The organism is Sandarakinorhabdus cyanobacteriorum, from assembly GCF_002251755.1.
Lineage (GTDB): Bacteria > Pseudomonadota > Alphaproteobacteria > Sphingomonadales > Sphingomonadaceae > Sandarakinorhabdus > Sandarakinorhabdus cyanobacteriorum.
In genome coordinates this window covers 1-20,933 of the sequence record NZ_NOXT01000130.1, presented here as the reverse complement: position 1 = coordinate 20,933, position 20,933 = coordinate 1, and the positions used below count along the sequence as shown (strand labels likewise).

General features: G+C 66.2%; 14 protein-coding genes and 1 pseudogene. 11 read left to right on the top strand and 4 right to left on the bottom strand.

All coding sequences use genetic code 11. The features are described from left to right. The first annotated feature begins 41 nt into the window (after positions 1-41). On the top strand, positions 42-1,739 hold the full coding sequence (locus CHU93_RS16950; protein WP_094475319.1) for a class I adenylate-forming enzyme family protein: 1,698 nt from the start codon (positions 42-44) through the stop codon (positions 1,737-1,739). Here CHU93_RS16950 and CHU93_RS16945 read toward each other — a convergent pair. The 3 genes from CHU93_RS16945 to CHU93_RS16935 form a co-directional block, all read right to left on the bottom strand. Further along, entirely contained in the window at positions 1,736-2,611 is an 876-nt protein-coding gene (locus tag CHU93_RS16945) for an ROK family protein (RefSeq protein ID WP_094475318.1), read from the bottom strand. The two genes, CHU93_RS16950 and CHU93_RS16945, sit on opposite strands and share 4 nt — an antisense overlap. Continuing rightward, entirely contained in the window at positions 2,608-3,726 is a 1,119-nt protein-coding gene (locus CHU93_RS16940) for a glycoside hydrolase family 68 protein (protein WP_094475317.1), read from the bottom strand. Before CHU93_RS16940 ends, CHU93_RS16945 begins: the two co-directional genes overlap by 4 nt. 85 nt (positions 3,727-3,811) lie before the next feature. Continuing rightward, the gene (locus CHU93_RS16935; protein WP_094475316.1) at positions 3,812-6,277 is read right to left on the bottom strand and encodes a TonB-dependent siderophore receptor; all 2,466 of its coding nucleotides are present in this window, start codon (positions 6,275-6,277) and stop codon (positions 3,812-3,814) included. Positions 6,278-6,433: 156 nt separating this feature from the next. Between CHU93_RS16935 and CHU93_RS16930 the strand changes: the two genes are divergently transcribed. From CHU93_RS16930 to CHU93_RS16890, 9 genes and pseudogenes are all read left to right on the top strand, one after another. Further along, complete coding sequence (locus CHU93_RS16930; protein WP_094475315.1) at positions 6,434-7,759, top strand: MFS transporter; 1,326 nt, start codon at positions 6,434-6,436, stop codon at positions 7,757-7,759. Next, positions 7,759-8,799, top strand: coding sequence for a LacI family DNA-binding transcriptional regulator (locus tag CHU93_RS16925; protein ID WP_243375747.1), 1,041 nt, complete (start codon positions 7,759-7,761; stop codon positions 8,797-8,799). Before CHU93_RS16930 ends, CHU93_RS16925 begins: the two co-directional genes overlap by 1 nt. A 92-nt stretch (positions 8,800-8,891) precedes the next feature. Beyond that, positions 8,892-11,015, top strand: a complete 2,124-nt coding sequence (locus tag CHU93_RS16920) for a TonB-dependent siderophore receptor (protein WP_165768796.1) — start codon at positions 8,892-8,894, stop codon at positions 11,013-11,015. Continuing rightward, on the top strand, positions 11,015-11,740 hold the full coding sequence (locus CHU93_RS16915; protein WP_165768795.1) for an ABC transporter ATP-binding protein: 726 nt from the start codon (positions 11,015-11,017) through the stop codon (positions 11,738-11,740). The genes CHU93_RS16920 and CHU93_RS16915 overlap by 1 nt, the downstream gene beginning before the upstream one ends. Further along, a pseudogene (locus CHU93_RS16910) lies at positions 11,737-13,173 on the top strand (DUF3526 domain-containing protein). Before CHU93_RS16915 ends, CHU93_RS16910 begins: the two are co-directional and overlap by 4 nt. Continuing rightward, positions 13,170-14,414 carry a DUF3526 domain-containing protein gene (locus CHU93_RS16905; protein ID WP_133064460.1) on the top strand — a complete coding sequence of 415 codons (1,245 nt, stop codon included), beginning with the start codon at positions 13,170-13,172 and terminating at the stop codon, positions 14,412-14,414. Before CHU93_RS16910 ends, CHU93_RS16905 begins: the two are co-directional and overlap by 4 nt. 55 nt (positions 14,415-14,469) lie before the next feature. Then, the gene (locus tag CHU93_RS16900; RefSeq protein ID WP_207759311.1) at positions 14,470-14,784 is read left to right on the top strand and encodes an ArsR/SmtB family transcription factor; all 315 of its coding nucleotides are present in this window, start codon (positions 14,470-14,472) and stop codon (positions 14,782-14,784) included. 68 nt (positions 14,785-14,852) lie between these two features. Continuing rightward, positions 14,853-15,746, top strand: coding sequence for an ABC transporter ATP-binding protein (locus tag CHU93_RS16895; RefSeq protein ID WP_094475312.1), 894 nt, complete (start codon positions 14,853-14,855; stop codon positions 15,744-15,746). A gap of 14 nt (positions 15,747-15,760) precedes the next feature. Continuing rightward, on the top strand, positions 15,761-19,360 hold the full coding sequence (locus tag CHU93_RS16890) for an ABC transporter permease/M1 family aminopeptidase (RefSeq protein ID WP_094475311.1): 3,600 nt from the start codon (positions 15,761-15,763) through the stop codon (positions 19,358-19,360). 49 nt (positions 19,361-19,409) lie between these two features. Here CHU93_RS16890 and CHU93_RS16885 read toward each other — a convergent pair whose 3' ends face one another. Further along, positions 19,410-19,928 (bottom strand): GNAT family N-acetyltransferase, encoded by a 519-nt coding sequence (locus tag CHU93_RS16885; protein ID WP_094475310.1) that lies wholly within the window; start codon positions 19,926-19,928, stop codon positions 19,410-19,412. Between the two features lie 705 nt (positions 19,929-20,633). Here CHU93_RS16885 and CHU93_RS16880 point away from each other — a divergent pair. After that, a partial coding sequence (locus tag CHU93_RS16880) for a hypothetical protein (protein WP_133064459.1) occupies positions 20,634-20,933 on the top strand: 300 nt, incomplete at its 3' end.

Below are 20,933 nucleotides of genomic sequence, written 5' to 3'. Positions count from 1 at the left end.
CGTGCAACATCATGGGCTGCAACCATGCTCTGGGGAGGGCCATGCACTACGCGGAACTGGCGCAGGCGCGCGACGAGTTGACCGGGCCGGGCGGCGCGTTCGAGATTGTCACCATAAACGTGGGCGGGGTTCCGGTGCGGGCCTATGCCCATGCGCTGCCGGATGTGCGGGCCCTGTGGCAATCAACGCGCCAGTTCGCCGAGCGCCCCTATCTTGTGTATGAAGGCGAGCGGCTGACCTATGCCGAAGCCCATGCCCGCGTGGACGCCATTGCCGCCTGGCTGGCCGCTGCCGGCGTGCAGCCGGGGGACCGGGTGGCGATTGCCATGCGCAACTATCCGGAATGGCTGCTGATCTATTGGGCCTGCGTGTCGACCGGGATTGCCGTGGTGGGCATGAACGCCTGGTGGACGCCGGAGGAAATGGCCTATGGCCTGGCGGATGCGGCGCCCAAGGCGCTGTTTCTGGATGCCGAGCGGCTGGCGCGGTTCCGGGGCATTGCCGCGCCGCCGGCCGGGCTGCAGCTGGTGGGCGTGCGGCTGGCCGAGCCGGCACCCGGCGTGACGCCATTTGCGGAAGTGATCGCCCATGGCGGGGCGATGCCCGAGGTGGCGATCGATCCGGATGCCGATGCCTGCATCTTCTACACATCGGGCACCACAGGCTTTCCCAAGGGCGCGCAGCTGACGCACCGGGGCTGCATCACCAACTTGTTCAACATGCTCTATGCCGGTGCGTCCACGGCGCGGGCGGTGCAGCTGGCCACCGGTGTGGCGCCGCCGGCCACGCCGCCGGTGCCGGTGACGCTGCTGACAACGCCGCTGTTCCATGTGACCGCCAACAATTGCGGCGCCTATGCCACCACGGCGGCGGGCGGCACGATCGTGCTGATGTATCGCTGGGATGCGGGCGAGGCACTACGCATCATCGAACAGGAACGGGTGACTTCCGTCGGCGGCGTGCCGGTGATGGCGCGCGAACTGATCAACCACCCGGATTTTGCCACCACCGATGTGTCGAGCCTGACCGCGATGTCGGGCGGTGGCGCCCAGGTGCCGCCCGATCTGGTGCACAAGATCGAGGACCGGGTGGCCGGCGCCCGGCCGAGCACCGGATATGGCATGACCGAAACCTGCGGGATCATCACCTCCTGCTCCGGGGATTTCTTTGTCGACAAGCCGGACAGCGCCGGCCCTGCCATGCCGGCCTATGAGGCGAAGTGCGTGGACGATGATGGCAACATGGTGCCGCCGGGAGCGGTTGGCGAACTGTGGGTGCGCGGTGCGGCGGTGATCAAGGGCTATATCAACCGGCCGGAGGCCACTGCCGCTGCCATCACCGATGGCTGGCTGCACACCGGCGACATTGCCCGCATCGACGAGCATGGCTTCATCTATATCGTCGACCGCAAGAAGGACATGGTGCTGCGCGGCGGCGAGAATGTCTATTGCGCGGAGGTGGAGGCCGCCATCTATCGCCACCCGGCGGTGGCCGAATGCTGCGTGTTCGGCGTGGCCGACGAACGGCTGGGCGAAGAGGTGGGCGTGGCCGTGGTGTTGAAGCCCGGCGAGGCCTTGGACGCCGAGGGCCTGCGCCAGCACTGCGCGGCGCTGATCGCCAATTACAAGCTGCCCCGCCACATCTGGTTCATGGCCGATCCGCTGCCGCGCAATGCCAGCGGCAAGTTCCTGCGGCGCGAGCTGCGCGAACAGTTGAGCGCGGCGCTGCCGACGGCCTAACGGGCGGCGGCCTGCGCCAGCAGCAGGGCGCCTGTGATCCCGCTGTTGTCAGCGAGGGCAGGGGGCAGGATGCGGTGGCGGCCGGTGCCGGGGAAATAGGCGTTGCCCAGGGTGTCGGTGCGGGCGCGCACCCGGTCGATCAGGCCGGGCGTGTTCATCACGCCGCCGCCCAGCACGATGATTTCCACCGCCGTGGTGGCGATCAGCGTGTGGCAGAGTTGCCCCAGATAATCGGCGATGATGGCGTGGCCGGGATGATCGGCGGGCAGGCCTGACAATGGCTGGCCCCAGCGCGCGATGATCGCCGGGCCGCATACCAGCCCTTCCAGGCAATCGCCATGATGGGGGCAGATGCCGGGAAAATCGGCATCGTTGGCCGGGCGGCGCGGTAGCATGTGGCCCATTTCCGGATGGGCGGCGCCATGCACCAGCTGGCCATCGAGGATGAGGCCGCCGCCCACCCCCGTGCCAATGGTGACATAGGCCAGCGAACCGGCATCACGGCCGGCGCCCATGCGGGCTTCGGCCAGCGCGGCGCCGTTCACATCGGTGTCAAAGCCCACCGGCACGCCCAGGCTGCGGGCGAAATGGCCGGCCAGATCGCAATCGGCCCACCCCGGCTTGGGCGTGTTGGTGATATGGCCCCAGCGCGGGGAAGCGCGATCCAGCGCCACCGGGCCGAAGCTGGCGATGCCCATGGCCGCGATGGCGCCCTGGGCGGCGAACCAGGCGCTGGCTTCGGCCAGGGTTTCAGCCGGCGTGCGGGTGGGGATGACATGGCGGGCGGTGATGGCATCGGGGGCATGACCCACGGCCAGCACGAATTTGGTGCCGCCGGCTTCGATACCGGCCAGAAGGGGGATATTGGTCATGCCGCTTGCGTGTGCACCAGGTTGGCGCCGTGGCCAAGCAGCGACAGGTGCAGCAGCGGCGCCGGCACCCCGCCGAAATGGCGCCGCGCTGTCGCCGGATCGGCCGGGACGCCCGTGCCATTGAGGCCGATGAAATCGACAAAGCTGGCCACGGTGAGTTCGGCCGTGACGATCCAGCTATAGCTTTGCAGCGGCGCCGATGGCGGGTTGCACAGCACCAGGCCGGAGCCATTCAGCGGCGTGTAGGGCCCGAACAGCGTATCGGCGACCATGCCGTAAAGCCCGCCCGGCGCATGGCCGAGACCGGGGGCGAAGGTGCTGGACTGGGTGGCCCAGAAGACATGATAACGCCCCGCGTGAACCACGACATGGGCGCGTTCCAGCTCGTTGTTGGCGCCATCGGCGGTGACCAGCGGCGGCAGCAGCTGCCAGCCGCCATCGCTGGCCTTGCGGGCGATGCCAACCGCGCCGTTGTGATCGCTGATGGCCCCGGCCAGCGAGGCGGTGAAGATCAGATATTCGTGGCCGTCGGCCGGATCGCGGAACCAGGCCGGATCGCGGAAGGCCTTGATCTTGCCGGCTTCGCCTTCATGGGCATCGGCCAGCATATAGGCGGGATGAGGCCCGCGCAGCGAGGGCCGGGGGTGCGACCAGCCGTGCGGCCGGCCATCGGCGCCGATGGCGGCGCTGGCTTCGAAAAGCTGCTGCTGATAGCCGCCGGGCCGGGCAGCGGTGCCGGCCGCGGTGAAATAAAGGGTGACATTGGTGCCGTTGGTGACGGCGGAGCCGGCCCATTCGCGCTCATAGGGCACCGGCCCATCCGGCAGCACCGGGCCCAGATCCTGCCACTGGCCGTCACGCCGTTCGAGCAGGTGGATCTTTGCCTCGAAGTGGCGCAGCGCCGGGTCGCCGCGATCGGGCGCGGTGAGGACCATCCAAAATTCCCGCCCGGCAAGCCGGGCGATGCGGCCCTGTTCGTCCTGGATCGGCCACAAATCCCAATAGAGCCGGTCGGAGGCCAGGCCCTGACGGTCGACGCCGGTGATCAGCGGCACCTGGGCGGCCTGGGCGGCATTGGCGGTGCCGGCGGCGGCGACAGTCCAGCGGCTGGTCATGAACGGGGGCCCGATGTGGCAGGAGTGGGTGACGATAGTGGGGTGGCCGGGGCTGCCACGTGGCAACCCCGGCCGGGGGAGTCGATCAGAAGTCGAACCGCACCGATGCGGTGATGGTCCGGCCGTTGATGGCACGGGCGCGCAGGAAGTTGTTGGCGCCCTGGGTGATGGCGCCTTCCTCCGCCTCGGTGATGCCAACCGCGTTGAACAGATTGTTGGCATTCAGGGAGACTTCGACGCGATCGACCGGGCGGACGTTCACGAAGGCGTTGACCTGGGTGTAGGCCGGGAACACCAGCTGGTTGTTGTCCTGCGCGAAGGCGCGGGTGGTGCCGACGATGTTGAGGCCGAAGCGCGCGACATCCAGATCAACCGACGGGGTGACCTGATAGATCAGGCTGGCCTGGCGGCGCGGGGTGTTGCCCTGGTTGGCCGGGGTGATGGCATCGCTGGCGATGGTCGCATCCGTCCAGGTCGCGCCGGCGCGCAGATCGAACGGGCCGGTGCGATAGGCGGCCTCAAGCTCGATGCCCTTGGCGTCGTAGGTGCGATCGAAGAAGCGCTGGGTGGTGGCCTCGAAATTCTGTTCCTGGGTGCGGGCATAGAAGCCGGTGACGAAGAGGCCGAAACCGCGCGACTTGTATTTCACGCCGATTTCATACTGATCGACATGATCCACCGCATCCTGCTTGCGCACGCCGCCGTTGGGCAGCACCACGCCGAACAGCAGGCGATCGGCGTTGGCACGGCCGCCACGGCTGGCCCGGGCAAACACCGCCGTGTCGTCATTCAGGCGATAGTTGGCGCCGAGTGACCAGGAGAAATAGCCGACGTCATAGTTGACCGGGCTGGGTGTGCCGTTGGCGATCAGCGACACGGACCGTTCGACCGGCTGGATGGAGCCATTGCCATCGACATCGAAGTTGCTGGCCTGCAGCGTGCCGGCATAGCTGCCGCGCGCCGAGACATTGTCCCACCGCAGCGAGCCATCGAGGCTGAGGGCGCCCAGATCGGCGTTCACCGCCAGATAGGGGGCATTGATGTCGTAGCTGACATCATAGCTGCGCTGGCAGCAATTGCCCCAGAACGGCACGCCATAGGCATAAAGACCATTGCGGGTGAGCACCGCGCCATTGGCCGGGTTGACCACATCGACCAGCGCGGCGTTGCGGCCCTGGACCTCCATCAGGAAACTGTCCCACGTCCAGTCCATGTCGATGTTCTGGCGGGCCTTGTAGAAGCCCAGCGTGGCGGTGACCTTGCCGAAATCCTTGGTCAGCTTCAGATCGTTGGTGAAGCCGCCGAAATCATTGATTTCGGTGTTGAACAAGTGGGTGCGCATCAACAGGCCATTGGCATTGTTGAAGGCGCGGCCGCCGTTGGGGCCGTTGGCATAGACAAGATTGTAGGAGCCGGCGGTGCCGGTGAGCAGCTGGCCGACCGAATTGCCGATGCCGGCAGCCGGGCCCACTTCCGACGGGAAGGGCGAGACGAAGCGGCCCTTCACGCTGGACCAGCGGAAACGTTCCTCGATCGTCAGGCCATCGGCCAGCTCGAACTGGGCTTCGAGGCCCAGCGTGGTGACCATCGCGCGCATGCCGTCGCGGATATCGGTGACGCGGCGGTTGTTGTTGCCATCAAGACCGGCGGCCGTGGTGAAGAAGGCGCTGTGCGGCGTGTCGCGCAGGATGTCGAAATTGGTGAAGGACTGGAATTTGGGATCGGCGTTGGAACCGGTGACCAGCATCGGCATCGGCAGATAGCCAATGGCGCGATCGTTCAGATGCTTGGCATTGATCCGCACATAGCCGCCCTCAAATTCCTGGGTGAGGTTGGCCTTCACCTGATAGCCGCTGTTGCCGTTGTAACCGGCGCGGCGCGGGCCCTCGCCTTCGCGCCAGAAGCCGCCGATGTTGAAGCGGGTCTTGTCACCGATGCGGGCGCCATAGTTGAAATCGAGGCGATATTCCTCGAAGTCAACGCCGGCGGTGCCGATCAGCGTGCCGCCATCCTCGCTGCCATCCTTGCTGATGAAGTTGATGACGCCGCCCGGCGCGTTGGAGGCGAGGGTGGAGGCGGAGCCGCCGCGCACCGCTTCAATCGAGCGGATGGTCTGGTCGGCGCGCAGGAAGATGTCGGCGTTGCCGAACGCGATGTCGCCGAACTGCATCACCGGCAGGCCATCTTCCTGCAGCTGCAGGAACTTGGCGCCGCCCGATGCGACCGGCAGACCGCGCACGGCGATGTTGGCATTGCCGTCACCGCCGGTCGATTCCGAACGGATGCCGGGGATCTGGCGGAAGATTTCAGCCGTGGTGCGCGGGGCGGCATCCAGCACCGCCTGGGTGGACAGCGCGCTGACCGAGACCGAGGTGTCGAGGCGGTTGGCCGGGCGGGCGCTGGCCGTCACGACAATCTCTTCCAGGCCCAGGGCATCGTCGCTGCTGTCCGGTTTGGCGGCGTCGGCCTTGGCGGTTTCGGTTTGTGCGAAGGCCGGTGCGCCGAGAGCGGCGAACGCCACCCCGATGGCCAATGCGTGGCGAATCTTCATGCGATACTGCTCCTCTCCCTTATGGTTGCGGACAGGCATAGCTTCGTTACAAACGTTTGCAAACAAAAAATGCAAACGTTTGAATTTCGCCGATTCTGTGGCAGGCAGGGAAGTGCAGTGCAGTCCGGCAGAGGCGGCACGCGGGGAGGAGTGGCCATGCAAGCGGCAGAAAAACCACGGCTTTCACTGTGGCGAATCGTGGAAATGAACATCGGCTTCTTTGGTTTGCAGTTCAGCTTTGGCCTGCAGCAGGCCAATATGGGCCCGATCTATGGCATGCTGGGGGCCGAGGAGGCGACGATGCCGCTCCTCTGGCTGGCCGGGCCGATGACCGGTTTGTTGGTGCAGCCGCTGATCGGCGCGATGAGTGACCGGACCCTGTCGCGGCTGGGCCGGCGCACACCCTATTTCCTGGCCGGCGCGCTGATCTGTTCGCTGGCGCTGTTGGCCATGCCGCATTCGGCCACGCTGTGGATGGCGGCCTCGCTGTTGTGGATCCTGGATGCCGGCAACAACATCACCATGGAACCCTATCGCGCCTATGTCGCCGATCGGCTGGCGCCGGATCAGCGCGCGACCGGATTCCTGACCCAAAGCGCCTTCACCGGCCTGGCGCAATGCCTGTCCTATCTGGCGCCCAGTCTGCTCACGGCGCTGGTGGGCCGTGATGTGGTGGATGGCAATGGCATCCCGGCCGTGGTGCGCATCGCCTTCGTGATCGGCGCGATCCTGTCGATCAGCACCATTGTCTGGTCGGTGTGGCGGGTGCCGGAACTGCCGCTGGCGCCGGCCGAACGGGCGGCGCTGGCGGCGCGGCCGCTTGGCTGGCGCGGCACCCTGGCCGATATTGCGGCGGCCGTGCGCGACATGCCGCGGCCGATGCGACAGCTGGTCTGGCCGATGTTGTGCCAATGGTATGCGATGTTCGCCTATTGGCAGTTCATCAGCTTTGCCGTCGCCCGCAGCCTTCATGGCACCGCCGATCCGCAAAGCGCGGCTTTCCGTGCGGCGACGCTGACGGCGCAGCAGGCCGGCGCGCTTTACAATCTGGTCGCATTTGCCGGGGCGCTGCTGCTGATCCCATTGGTGCGGCGGCTGGGGGTGCGGCTGGTGCATGCCCTGTGCCTTGCGGCATCGGGCGCGGCCATGCTGATGATCCCTGGCGTCTCGTCACCGTTGGCGCTGTTCGGCCTGATGATCGGCATTGGCCTGGGCTGGGCCGGCATGATGGGCAATCTTCATGTCATGCTGGCCGATTCCATCCCGCCGGAACGCAACGGGATTTACATGGGCATCTTCAACATGTTCATTGTGGTGCCCATGTTGATCCAGACGCTCACCATGCCCTTGCTCTACCGGCCGCTGCTGGGCGGTGATCCGCGCAACGTGCTGTTGCTGGCCGGCGGCCTGATGCTGGCCGGGGCTGGCGCCACCCTGCTGGTGGACGCCGGCCAGCGCCTGCCACGAACGCAGGCGGCCTGATGGCGATGCCCGACGACAGCCTCGAAACCTCGCTGGCCGATGGCCAGGTGCGCACCATCACCGATCTGGCGCGGCTGGCCGGCGTGTCGCCCGGCACCGTGTCGCGCGCGCTGGCCGGCAATGCACTGGTCAACGCCCGCACCCGTGATCGCATCCAGCAGCTGGCGCGGACACACGGCTTTCAACTGAACCAGATGGCCAGCAACCTGCGCCGCCAGAAAACCGGCGTGGTGGGCGTGGCCATTCCGCTGGGCCATGACCGGCGCCAGCAGATTTCCGACAGTTTCTTCATGACCTTGCTCGGCCACCTAGCCGACGAGCTGACCGAGCATGGCTATGACCTGATGCTGCGCCGGGTGATCCCGGATCGCGACGAGGATTGGCTGGCCCGCTTCACCGGTTCGGGCATGGTCGACGGCCTGATCGTCATCGGCCAATCGGACCAGTTCGACCGGATCGAGGAGGCGGCCGCCGCCTATCTGCCGATGGTGGTGTGGGGCAACCACCAGCAGGGCCAGCGCCATTGCGTGGTGGGCACCGACAACCGGCTGGGCGGGCGGCTGGCGGCCCAGCAGCTGATCGCCGCCGGGGCGACCAGCCTGATGTTCCTGGGCGATACCGAGCCGATGGAATTTGCCGCCCGCTTTGCCGGGGCCGGTGATGTGGCGGCACGGGCCGGGGTGCCGATCATGGCCTGCCCCACCCATCTGGCGATTGATCGCATGCCCGATGAGATTGCCGGCCACCTGGCCCGCCACGCCGGCCAGATCGATGGGATTTTCGCCGCGACCGACACGCTGGCGGTGGCCTGCCTGAAGGCGCTGCAGGATCGCGGCCTGGCCGTGCCGCAGCGCATGCGGCTGGTGGGCTTTGATGATCTGCCGCTGGCTGGGCAGACCGTGCCGCCGCTCACCACCATCCGGCAGGACATCGCGGCCGGTGCCCGCGGCCTGGTGGACCTGTTGCTGCGCCGGCTGGCCGGCGAGAAGACGGAAAGCCTGGTGCTGCCGCCCGAACTGGTGGTGCGTGCCACTGCCTGAGGCTCGATCGGGCGCGTCAGCTGCCGGCTTGCGCATTTGATGTTATCTTGTATCTCGCAGCCCGAACAGAACCGAACAGGATTGGGGTTGGCATGATTCGCACCATGATGATGCTGTTGTTGGCGGGCACGGCGATGCCGGCCCTGGCGGCGGCAGCCGATGACGGCGGCGATGCCGCGGCGGAAATCACCGTCACCGCCAGCCGCCAGCCCTATCGCGGCGATTTCACGGTGCAGGAAACCCCGGCCGCGATCACCACGATCGATCAGACCTGGCTGAACAACAACAATGTGCTGCGCCTCACCGATGCGCTTGATCTCAACGCCTCGGTGGCGCGGCAGAACAATTTCGGCGGCCTCTGGGATGCCTTTGCCGTGCGCGGCTTTGCCGGGGATGAAAATCTGCCGTCCGGCTATCTCGTCAATGGCTACAACAATGGCCGCGGCTTTGGCGGCAGCCGCGATGTGTCCGGCGTCGAGAAGATCGAAGTGTTGAAGGGTCCGCAGGCCGCACTTTATGGCCGGGGTGAACCGGGCGGCGTGATCAACATCGTCACCAAGAAGGCGGATTTCGACACGCGGGGCACCATCGGCGTGCAGGCCGGCAGCTGGGACCGGCAGCGCGTGGATGCCGATGTCAATCTGGCGGCCGGCGAGACGGCGGCCGTGCGGCTGATCGGTTTTTATGAGGATGCCGGCAGCTTCCGCGGCACGCGGTCCCAGCGTTGGGGTTTCACGCCATCCGTGCTGGTCAAGCTGGGCGAGGCGACAGCGCTGACCTATGAGCTGGAGCTGACCCGCGCCGAAGCGCAGTTTGATCGCGGTGTCGTTGCCATCAATGGCCAGTTAGGCGCCATGAGCCGCCGCACCTTCCTGGGCGAGCCGGGCGACGGCCCGCTGGATGCCGAGGTCACCGGCCACCAGCTGCAGCTGAGCCATGACTTCAATGCGGACTGGTCGATCCTGATCGGCGGCCAGCACCGCGACACGCGCCTGACCGGCTTTTCCACCGAAGCCGAACTGGCCGGCAGCCGCCAGCGCCTGGGCCGCGATGGCCGGTCGCTGTCGCGGCAGCGCCGCTTCCGCGATTATGATGCCGAACATCAGGTGCTGCGCGGCGAAGTGCAGGGCCGGCTCGAAACCGGCGGCCTGAAACACCGCGTGCTGTTTGGCGCCGACTATGACCGGTTCGAAAACAGCCAGCTCTTCCTGCGCTTCCGCCCGGCAGCGATCGGCGCCACCACCACCGCCCAGCAATCGAACGACATCGATATCTTCGCGCCGGTCTATGGCCGTTTCCCGCTACCCACGCCGGGCCCGCAGACCAACCGGCTCGACACGCAAAAGGCCTTTGGCCTTTATGTCCAGGATCAGATTGATCTGGGCGGCGACGTGCAGATCCGGCTGGGCGGCCGTTATGACGATTTCTCGCTGACCACGCTCAATCGTGCCAATGGCGTGGCCAGTGCCCGCGATTTCAACCGCTTCTCGCCGCAGGCTGGCATCGTGTATGAAGCCAATCCCACCCTGTCCTTCTATGCCGCCTATGGCGAGGGCTTTCGCGCCAACATCGGCGCCGATGTGGCCGGGCGCATTTTCAACCCCGAAACCAGCCGCTCGGCCGAGATCGGCACCAAGCTCAATCTGCTCGACGGCAAGCTGACCGGCACCATCGCGCTGTTCAACCTTACCAAGGACAATGTGCTGGCCGCCGATCCGGCCAACCCCGGCTTTTCGGTGCCGATCGGCCGGGCCCGCAGCCGCGGTCTGGAGGTTGATCTGAACGGCAAGCTGCCCGGCGATGTCGATCTGCTGCTGAGCTATGCCTTTGTTGATGCCACCGCCCGCGCCGCCGTGCTCGATCCCAATTTCAGCCTGAACATCCGCGTGGGTGACCGGCTGATCAACATTCCGCGCCATCAGTTCAACGTGCAAGCGGCCAAGGCGATTGCGATAACCGATGATGTGAAGCTGACCCTGGGCGGCGGCGTGCAGCACACCGGCGGCCGGCTGGGCGAAACCGCCACCCAGTTCTTCCTGCCGGCCTACACGCTGGCACGGCTGTTTGCGCGGGCCGACATCAGCGAGCGTGTCGAGATTTTTGCCGAGGTCAGCAACCTGTTCAACGCCACCTATTACACCAACAGCTTCGCGCAACTTTGGGTGCAGCCGGGCCAGCCGCGCGCCGGCACCGTGGCGGTTCGGTTCAAGTTCTGATGGCCGCCCCGCTGGCCCCGGTGCTGGCCATTGATGGGCTGGTGGTCGAACGCGCTGGCCGCCGCATCGTGGATGGCCTGTCGCTCAGCCTGGAACCCGGCGACGTCTATGCCTTGCTGGGCGGCAATGGCGCCGGCAAATCGACCACCTTGTTTGCCCTGTTGGGCCTGTTGCCGCGCAGCGGTGGGCGCATCGCGGTGGCGGGCCATGATCCGGCCACCGCGCCCGATGCGGTGCGCGCTGCGACCGCCTATCTACTTGAAAATGTTGCGCTCTATCCCAGTTTTACGGCGCGGGAGAATATCGACTATTTCCTCGATCTCGCCGGCACGCCGCGCGCGGCTGGCGCAGTTGCCGATGCGCTTTGCGCGGTGAAGCTGGCCCAGAGTGCCTGGGACCGGCCGGTGGGCGGCTTTTCCAAGGGCATGCGCCAGAAGACCGGGATCGCGCTGGCCTTGCTGCGGCAGACCCCGCTGCTGCTGCTGGACGAGCCCACGTCTGGCCTGGATCCGGCGGCGACCCGCGATTTTCACGTCCTGGTGGCGGACGTTGCGGCGCGCGGCGTGGCGGTGTTGATGGTCACCCATGATCTGTTCGGGGCAGCCGATGTGGCGGGCCGCATCGGCCTCTTGGCCGGTGGCCGGCTGGCACGGGAATGGCAAGCGGCGGCGGATAGCCCGCGCTTTGATCTCAACCAGTTGCACAACGGCTTTGTGTCGGCATGACAATCTGGCGTGTGGCCTCGGCCCAGTATCGGCTGTTCGCGCGCTCCCGCCTGGCGGTGGTGGCGCTGGTGCTGCTGGTCATGCTGTCGGCCATTGCCGCTATCACCGGTGCCAGCGAGGCCAGCCGCATCGCGGCAAACCGCGCCACGGCCCAGGCCGCGGCCAACCAGGCCTTTGCCAACCAGCCCGATCGCCATCCCCATCGCATGGTGCATTATGGCACTTATGCGCTGCGGCCCTTGAGTGGCCTTGCCGCCTTCGAGCCGGGCGTTGACGCCTATGCCGGCTCGCTCCTCTATCTGGAGGGCCATCGCCAGAACGCCACCACGCTGGGCGCGGCGCGCGAATCCTCGGGCCTGATCCGTTTTGGCCAGCTCACCCCGGCCTTCGTGCTGCGCGTGCTGGTGCCGTTGCTGCTGGTGTTCGTTGGCTTTCAGATGATCGTGGCGGAACGGCAGAGCGGCCTGTTGATCCAGCAGATTGCGCAGGGGCTGCCCCCGGCGCGGCTGGTGGCCGGCAAGGCGCTGGCCCTGGCCGGTGTCGCCGGGGTGGCGGCGGTGCCGGCGCTGCTGGCACTGGGCTGGGCCGCCTGGCAGAGCCCGGCGGATGCGGGTGTGGCGCTGGTGATGGCGCTGGCGGCGCTGCTGTGGCTGGCACTATGGGTGTTGGGCATCACCCTGGTGTCGGTGCTGGCGCGCACCGCGCAGGCGGCGCTGCTTGGCCTGGTGCTGGCCTGGGCGGTGCTGGTGGTGCTGGTGCCGCGCGCGGCGGCCGGCGTGGCCGGGCTGGCGCATCCGCTGCCCACCAAGGCCGAAACCGATCTGGTGATCCACGATGAACTCCGCCGGCTTGGCGACAGCCACAACCCCAATGATCCGCACTTCGCCGCCTTCAAGGCGCGGTTGCTGCGGCAATATCGGGTGGCGCGGGTGGAGGATCTGCCCTTCAACTATCGCGGCGCGCTGTCGGCCGAAGGCGAGCGGCTGACCAGCCGGCTCTTTGCCGATCACGCCGCCGCGGCCGCCGCCATCTAGCAGCGCCAGCACCGGGTGTTGGCCATGGCCAGCCTCCTGAGCCCGGCCATCGGCTTTGCCCAGGCCAGCATGGCCGGCGCTGCCACCGATCTGGCCAGCCACCTTGTCTTTCTCGATGCCGCCGAAGCCCATCGGTACCGCCTGATCCAGTCCCTGAATGGCCTGCACACTCGTGCGGTGAAGGCGGCCGATGATGCGGCGCGGGGCAAGGATCCCATTGCCGAGCGGCAGAGCCGGATATCCGCCCGTTTCTGGGCCGAGCAACGGCCCTTTGCCCATGCCGGGCCCTCGCCGCTGGCACGGATGCAGGCAATGCTGCCCGGCCTGGCGGTGATGCTGCTGTGGGGCGCCGCGCTCGCCCTGGCACTGGCGCGGGCCGCGCGGCGGGTGCAGCCATGATCGCGGGCCTGGCGCGGGAATGGCGCCTGCTCGGCGGGGCGGCACGGCTGGGGCTGGTGGTGCTGGCGCTGCTGGCCGGTGTCGCCGTGGCGTTGGGCCTGGCCGAGGTGGCGCGCACCCGTGCCGATATCGCCCACGTGCGGGCGCTGGAGGCGCGGGAAACGGCCGCCACCGCCAGCTTTGCCCACGGTGATGCAGGCGAGTTCGGCTATTATCGCAACTTCCCGGCCTGGCGCACGCCCGGCGATCTGGCGTTTTTGGCGCCAGCGCGCGGTGATGCGGTGCCGGCCATCCTGCGCATCCGCATCCTGGCCCTGGAAGGCCAGATCAACGACAATGAAGCCGCCAACCCGGAACTGCTGCTGGCCGGACGCTTCGATTTTGCCTTTGTCACTTTGTATCTGGCGCCCTTGCTGCTGATCGCCTTGCTGCATGATCTCTGGTCGGGCGAGCGGGAAGCCGGCCGGTTGGCCGCACTCGACAGCCTGCCCCGGGCGCGGTGGCGGCTGTGGTCGCCGCGCGCGCTGCTGCGGGTGTCGGGTGTCGCGCTGGCGCTGCTGCTGCCGCTTGGGGCGGCCGGCCTGATCGAAGGCACGGCACCGGCCCGGCTGGCAGGGGCGGCGGCCCTGGTGCTGGCCAGCCTGGCATTTTGGGCGCTGGTCACCCTGGCGGTGGCGCGCACGGCCGCGGCATCGGCCACCCAGGCCGCGGTGCTGGCCGGCCTGTGGTTTGCGATCACGCTGGTGGTGCCGGCGGCGGCGCACCTTGCGATCAATGCCGCTGTGCCGCTGCCCGATGCTGCGGCCATTGCCCGGGAAAACCGCGAGGAGGTGCATGCCGGATGGGATCGGCCCAAGGCCCAGACCATGGCGCGCTTTGTGGCGCAGTATCCGGCCTATGCCAGCCAGGCCGCAACCGGTCTTGCCTTTGAATGGAAATGGTATTTCGCCTTCCAGCATCTGGGCGACCTGGCTGTTGCCGCCGACAGCGCCGCGCGCGAGGCCGGCATTGCCCGGCGGGAGGCGTTGGCCCAGCGCCTGGGCTGGCTGTTGCCGCCGTTGAAGGCGGCGCAGGCCTTGCAGCATCTGGCCGGCAGCGATGTTGCCGCCGATCTGGCCTTTCGGGCGCGGGTGCGGGCCTGGCACCGGGCCTTGCGCGAATATCATTATCCCTATCTGTTTGGCGGCAGGCCGATGGGCCTTGATGATCTGGATGCGGCGCCGGCCTTTGCCAACGATTGAACCGGTGCGCCAGCTTGCCCGTCCGGCCGCTCTCGCCTAGGTTGCAGCAATGGAAATGACCGGAGATCTGGCGGCATTCGAAGCCAGCGCGGCCCAGGCGGCGCGGTTGCTCAAGGCCTTGTCCAATGAACGGCGGCTGCTGATCCTGTGCCAGATCGGCGATGGCGAACGGTCGGTCGGGTCGCTGCAGGTCGGGCTGTCGCAATCGGCACTGTCCCAGCATCTGGCGCTGCTGCGGGCCGAAGGGCTGGTGTCCACCCGGCGCGATGCCCAGACCATCTATTACCGCATCGCCGATCCGGCCGTGCTCCAGCTGATCGCCACCCTGGCCGCCATTTATTGCCCGCCCACACCGCTTGCCCCTGCCTGACCGGTACCGCTTTACATCAACAACACAGCTGCTATAGAATGCCGGCATCCACCGGAGGTTTCTTGACCATGCTGCAACTGTCGGGCGTCACCCATGTCTATCCCAACGGCACCCGTGCCCTGGATGATGTGAACCTGACCATCCCCACCGGCATGTTCGGCCTGTTGGGCCCCAATGGCGCCGGCAAATCCACCCTGATGCGCACGGTCGCCACCTTGCAGACGCCAACGGCAGGCAGCATCCGCTTTGGCGATATCGACGTGATCGCCGAGCCGGAACGGCTGCGCGAGACGCTGGGTTATCTGCCGCAGGATTTCGGCGTCTATCCGCGCGTTTCGGCCTACGACATGCTGGACCATATGTGCGTGCTGAAGGGCATTGCCAGTGCGGCCGACCGCAAGGCGACGGTGGAAACGCTGCTGAACCAGACCAACTTGTGGGCGGTGCGCGGCAAGGCGATTGCCGGTTTTTCGGGCGGGATGCGGCAGCGGTTCGGCATTGCCCAGGCGCTGATCGGGAATCCGCGCCTGATCATCGTGGACGAACCCACCGCCGGCCTTGACCCCGAAGAGCGCAACCGCTTCCTGAACCTGCTGGCCGAGATTGGCGAGAATGTGGTGGTGATCCTTTCGACCCACATTGTCGAGGATGTCGCCGATCTGTGCCCGCGCATGGCGGTGCTGGCCGCCGGGCGCATCCAGCTGGAAGGGGCGCCGCTTGATCTGATCGAACGGGCGCGCGGCAGCGTGTGGGGCAAGACGATCCGGCGCGACGAACTGGAGGCGTTGAAGGCCAGCCACGAGGTGATTTCCACCCGGCTGTTCGCCGGCCGCACCATCGTGCACGTGCTGTCCGATCATGATCCCGGTGCCGGCTTCGAACCGGTGCCTGGCGGCCTTGAAGACGTGTATTTCGCCACGCTGGCTAAGAGCCGCCGCGCCACCACCGCTGCCGCCGCCTGAACGGGAGCATCGCCATGTTCGCGCCCATCGCGCTGTTCGAGCTCAAGTATCAGCTGAAGAACCCGGTGTTCTGGGTTGTTTCCGTGCTGTTTTTCCTGATGACCTTTGGCGCTGTCACCGTTGACGAGATCCAGATGGGATCGGGTGGCAATGTGCATGTCAACAGCCCGGCGGCGATCACCCAAATCCATCTGATCCTGTCGGTATTCTTCATGTTCGTCACCACGGCCTTTGTCGCCAATGTGGTGGTGCGCGATGACGAAAGCGGCTTTGGCCCGATGGTGCGCGCCACCCGGGTGTCGAAGTTCAACTATCTCATTGCGCGTTTCACCGGGGCCTTTGCAACTGCGGCGCTGGCCTTTGGCTGTGTCCCGCTGGCCATCTTCGTCGGAACGCTGATGCCGTGGCTTGATCCGGAAACCATCGGCCCCAATCGCATTGAATATTATGCCCAGGCCTGGGCGTTTCTGGCCTTGCCCAACATCTTCCTCACCTCGGCGATCTTCTTTGCGGTGGCCACGGTCACGCGGTCGATGATGGGCAGCTATGTCGGCGTGGTGGTGTTCCTTGTCGCCTATCTGGTGACCAACGGCATCGTGGGGAGCAAGCCCGAATATCGCGAGATCATGGCCTGGGCCGAACCCTTTGGCCTGGCGGCCAGCGCGGTGGCCACCCAATATTGGACCGCGGCGGAATCCAACAGCCAGATGGTGGCCCTCGAAGGCGCGTTGCTGGGCAATCGCCTGTTGATGATCGGGCTGGGCCTGGTGGCGCTGGCCTTTGCGCTGTGGCGCTTTTCCTTCACGCAGAAGGCGCTTTCCAGCCGTGCCGCCGCCCGCGCCGATGCGAAACTGGCCAAGGCTGCCGCCGTGCCGCCCACGCTCGTGCAAAGCCTGCCGCCGACCCGGCCGGCAGCGGCCGGCAGCGCCCGGCTGTGGAGCCGCATCCGCTTTGAAATGGTGCAATTGTTCCGCAGCCCGGCCTTTTTCGTGCTGATGATCGTGGGCCTGTTCAATGCCGGTGGCGCGCTGTGGTTTTTTGGCGAGCTGTATGGCACGCCCTCGCGCCCGGCCACCTTCGCCCTGATCGACCAGCTGCGCGGCAGCTTCGGCATCATCCCGATCATCATCGCCATTTATTATGCCGGTGAGCTGGTGTGGCGCGACCGCCAGGTCAAGTTCCACGAGATCATCGATGCGACCTCGCTGCCCAACTGGGCCTATCTGGTGCCCAAGGTGCTCGGGCTTTCGGCGGTGCTGCTGTGTGTGCTGCTGATTTCGGTGGTGGCGGCGGTGTTGCTGCAGCTGCTGCGTGGTTTCGATGCCATTGCCCTTGGCCAATACATCCTCTGGTATGCGCTGCCGTTCACGGTGGAAATGCTGCTGCTCGCCGTGCTGGCGGTCTTCGTTCAGGCCTTGTCACCCAACAAATATGTCGGCTGGGCGCTGATGACCGTCTATCTTGTTGCCGGCATCGTGCTGAGCCAGATGGGCTTTGAACATCCGCTCTATCTCTATGGCGAAACGCCGCGCGTGCAGTTTTCCGACATGAATGCCGATCGGCTGGGCGGGGCGGCGGCCTGGTGGCTGCGGCTCTATTGGGCCGGCTGGGCGCTGCTGCTGTCGGTGCTGGCGCACCTGTTGTGGCGGCGCGGCAATGATGTGTCACTCAAACCCCGGCTGGCGCGGTTGCCCGGCCGGCTGCGCGGCGTGCCACTGCTGCTGGTTGGTGCCGGGCTGGCAGGATCGGCGGCGACCGGTTCCTACATCTACACCAACACCAATGTGCTGAACGAATATCGCAACCGCGACGATGGCGAGATCTGGCTGGCCGATCTGGAGCGGGAATATCTGCGCTATGAACGGCTGCCGCAGCCGCGCGTGACCAATGTCGTGGTGACCGTTGACCTCAAGCCGGGTCAGCGCCGCTTTGATGCAACCGGGCGCTACACGCTGGTCAACGACACCGGCGCACCGGTCCAGAGCTTGCACGTGATTCTGGGCGACCGCGACACGCGGATCATGAAGCTGGCCGTGCCGGGCGCGCGGGTGGAGCGTGATGACAAGAGGTTCAACTACACCATCCTGCGCTTTGCGACGCCGCTGGCGCCGGGGGCGACGACCACGCTCGATTTCGTGACGCAGCGTTGGCATCGCGGCTTCCCGGCACGCGGCCAGGATCGCACGCTGATCGAGAATGGCACCTTCCTGAACAATTTCGATTTCGCGCCGGTCATCGGCTTCAACCGGCAGGGGCTGCTCACCGATCGCATCACGCGGCGCAAGCGTGGCCTCAGCGGCGAATTGCGGGCGCCGAAACTGGGCGATGCCTGGGGCCAGCGCCGCAATGATCTGAGCAACGCGCCGTGGGTGACCAGCGACATCACGGTGATCACCGATGCCGATCAAACCGCGATCGCACCGGGCGACAAGCTGGCCGACACGGTGAGCGGCGGCCGCCGCACCGCCCGCTTCGTGTCGAAAACGCCGATCCTGGCCTTCTTCTCGGTGCAGTCGGCGCGCTATGCCGAGGCCAAGGGTGAGGCGACGCTGGCCGATGGCCGCCGCATCCCGCTTTCGGTGTTCCACCATCCCGATCATGGCTGGAACACCGCCCGCATGATCAGCGCCATGCAGAAGAGCCTGGCCTATTTCACCCGGAATTTCGGGCCTTACCAGTTCAACCATGCCCGGATCATCGAATTTCCGGCCTATGCCGAATTTGCCCAGGCCTTTGCCGGCACGGTGCCCTATTCCGAAGGCATCGGCTTTCTGGCCAACGCGGCGGAGCCGGACAAGATCGACTATGTCACCTACATCACCGCGCACGAGCTGGGGCACCAATATTGGGGCCATCAGATCGTGCCGGCCGACACACAGGGTGCCAATTTCGTGACGGAGACCATGGCGCAATATTCGGCGCTGATGGTCATGAAGCAGCTCTATGGCCCCGACAAGATGCGGCGCTTCCTGAAATATGAGCTGGACAATTATCTGCGCAACCGCGGCAACGAAGCCATCGAGGAGCTGCCGCTGGTGAAGGTGGAGAACCAGGGCTATATCCATTATCGCAAGGGCAGCGTGGTCCTCTATCTGCTTCAGGACCGGCTGGGCGAGGATCGGGTCAATGCCATGCTGGCCGATCTGTTCCGCCGCTACCGCTTCAGTGGCCCGCCCTTCATGTCGCCGCAGGTGCTGGCCGATGGCTTCAAGGGCCTGGCGCGCAACGACCAGGAACGCGAACTGGTCAGCGACCTTCTGGAACGCATCACCGTATTTGATCTGAAGGCGACCGGCGCCACCACGCGGCAGCTGCCCGATGGCCGCTGGGAAACCAGGCTGGTGGTGGATGCCGCCAAGTATCATGCCGATGGCAAGGGCGTGGAAACGGCCGCCCCGCTGGCCGACAGCATCGATGTCGGCCTGTTCACGGCCAAGCCGGGGCAGGGGGCCTTTGATGCCCGCAACGTGCTGGCGATGACCCGGCTGCCGGTCACATCCGGCAAGCAGACGCTGGTGCTGATCAGCAAGGTGAAGCCGACCGTGGCGGGCATCGACCCCTATGCCAAATATGTCGACCGCAATGCCGACGACAATCTGGTGGATGTGAACTGAGCAGCGGCGCTGGCGAACCGCAGATCCACCCCGTGGTTTGGGGAGGATCTCAGGCCAGCCGCTGCGCCCAGTGCGGCGCCAGCGGCCCGGCGGCAAAGCCGGCGCGATCGATGGCGTAGAAAAGGTGGACGACCGGCCCGGTGGAGAGCTGGACGGTCGAGGTGCGATCCTGCAGCGCGGCGCCGATGCGGGTGACGGCGGTGCGGCTGCGCAGGTTGGTCTCCCCGATCATGAAGATCACGCGCTCCACCTGCTGCAGCGCATGGCCGACCATCAGCGCCTTCATGACATGGTTGGCCTTGCCGCCCCAATGGCGGCGCACCAGGAAGGTCCAGCCCACCTCCACCTCGCCGGGGCCGGCCCGGCTGAAATCGAAGCGTGACGAGCCGATGATGGCGCCGTCCGCCGTCTCGGCAACCAGCATGCCGCCGCTGGCGAGGCCATCGTCGAAAAAGGCACGGAACACCGGTTCCTGCCAGCGATCATGCGCCGGATGGCCGGCCCAGATGCCGGGATCGCCGGCGGCAGCGAACAGGGTTGGCCAGTCATCCGGCGTGGCCGGGCGCAGGCTGAGCTGCGGGTNTTTAGCGCCGTTGCAAGGCCGAGTTTTTCAACACAATCGGGTTGTTAGCTGCCGTTCGACGGCGAAACTGTTTCAATGATGTTGGCGAGCATTAGGTCTCCACCACAATTGCCAGCGATGCACCAGACCTTTGAAACGCCCTCAAGAGCGACCGGAGGAAACTCGGCCAAATCCGCTTCAGCCGTCTTGGCAATTTCCGAAGAAGCTTCGCCAAACGGACGCTCTGTTCGGAGCTTCCCAGCCCATGCGCAAACGGCATCGTTTTGGTTGGGCGCACGGACCTGCGAGACACTCGTCGCGCCCCTAAACTCGCAAACAAATGTGAAGAGGTGTGTTGTCACACTCCCTTCCTAAAGTTGTCGCTCAATGTCCGCTAGNGCGCCGTTCCCCGCGCCACCAAAAACTGCGTTCCGTGTCCGTCGCCAAACCGCAATGCCGGATCGGCAACGCCCTGACAGGAAGGCTCATGAATAAGGTGGGCTAGGCACTGTCGGGTGGGACGCTGACCTATTCGCGGCAGAATCTTGGCTTTTACGAGATCGACGATCCCAATNTGTTGAAGAACAGTTCACAGGAGCCGTAAGGCGACATCCAGCTTTACGAGGTGTCGCCTTGGCCTGATCGATTTCCCGGCGGATGGTCTTCCGGGAGAGGACGATGGGTTGTCTCGATAGAGAGGCATTGAAGGCGATGAGTGTGCTGTTGAAGCAAGGGCAGACGCAGAGCGCGGTGGCGCGCCTGCTGGGAGTGACGGAAGGCGCGGTTCGCTACCACCGCCGTCGGCGCGCTGAGGGCGCGGTGGACGGACGGAGCCGGCAGGTTGCCAAGGCGGTCGGGCATGCCGAGGCGATTGCGCAGTGGCGCGGTGCCTGCGGCGATGGCGCGGTCAACATCGCGGCGTTGCATGATTGGCTGGTTCGCGAGCACGGCTATTCCGGCAGTCTGAAGTCGGTGCAGCGCTATTGGGCGCGGACGTTTCCGGCACCGGCG

Coding starts and splice junctions, on each gene's coding strand:
- CHU93_RS16905 (WP_133064460.1), top strand. CDS start 13,170: ATGATCGCGGGCCTGGCGCGGGAATGGCGCCTGCTCGGCGGGGCGGCA.
- CHU93_RS16915 (WP_165768795.1), top strand. CDS start 11,015: ATGGCCGCCCCGCTGGCCCCGGTGCTGGCCATTGATGGGCTGGTGGTC.
- CHU93_RS16935 (WP_094475316.1), bottom strand. CDS start 6,277: ATGAAGATTCGCCACGCATTGGCCATCGGGGTGGCGTTCGCCGCTCTC.
- CHU93_RS16900 (WP_207759311.1), top strand. CDS start 14,470: ATGACCGGAGATCTGGCGGCATTCGAAGCCAGCGCGGCCCAGGCGGCG.
- CHU93_RS16895 (WP_094475312.1), top strand. CDS start 14,853: ATGCTGCAACTGTCGGGCGTCACCCATGTCTATCCCAACGGCACCCGT.
- CHU93_RS16890 (WP_094475311.1), top strand. CDS start 15,761: ATGTTCGCGCCCATCGCGCTGTTCGAGCTCAAGTATCAGCTGAAGAAC.
- CHU93_RS16930 (WP_094475315.1), top strand. CDS start 6,434: ATGCAAGCGGCAGAAAAACCACGGCTTTCACTGTGGCGAATCGTGGAA.
- CHU93_RS16940 (WP_094475317.1), bottom strand. CDS start 3,726: ATGACCAGCCGCTGGACTGTCGCCGCCGCCGGCACCGCCAATGCCGCC.
- CHU93_RS16920 (WP_165768796.1), top strand. CDS start 8,892: ATGATTCGCACCATGATGATGCTGTTGTTGGCGGGCACGGCGATGCCG.
- CHU93_RS16925 (WP_243375747.1), top strand. CDS start 7,759: ATGGCGATGCCCGACGACAGCCTCGAAACCTCGCTGGCCGATGGCCAG.
- CHU93_RS16945 (WP_094475318.1), bottom strand. CDS start 2,611: ATGACCAATATCCCCCTTCTGGCCGGTATCGAAGCCGGCGGCACCAAA.
- CHU93_RS16950 (WP_094475319.1), top strand. CDS start 42: ATGCACTACGCGGAACTGGCGCAGGCGCGCGACGAGTTGACCGGGCCG.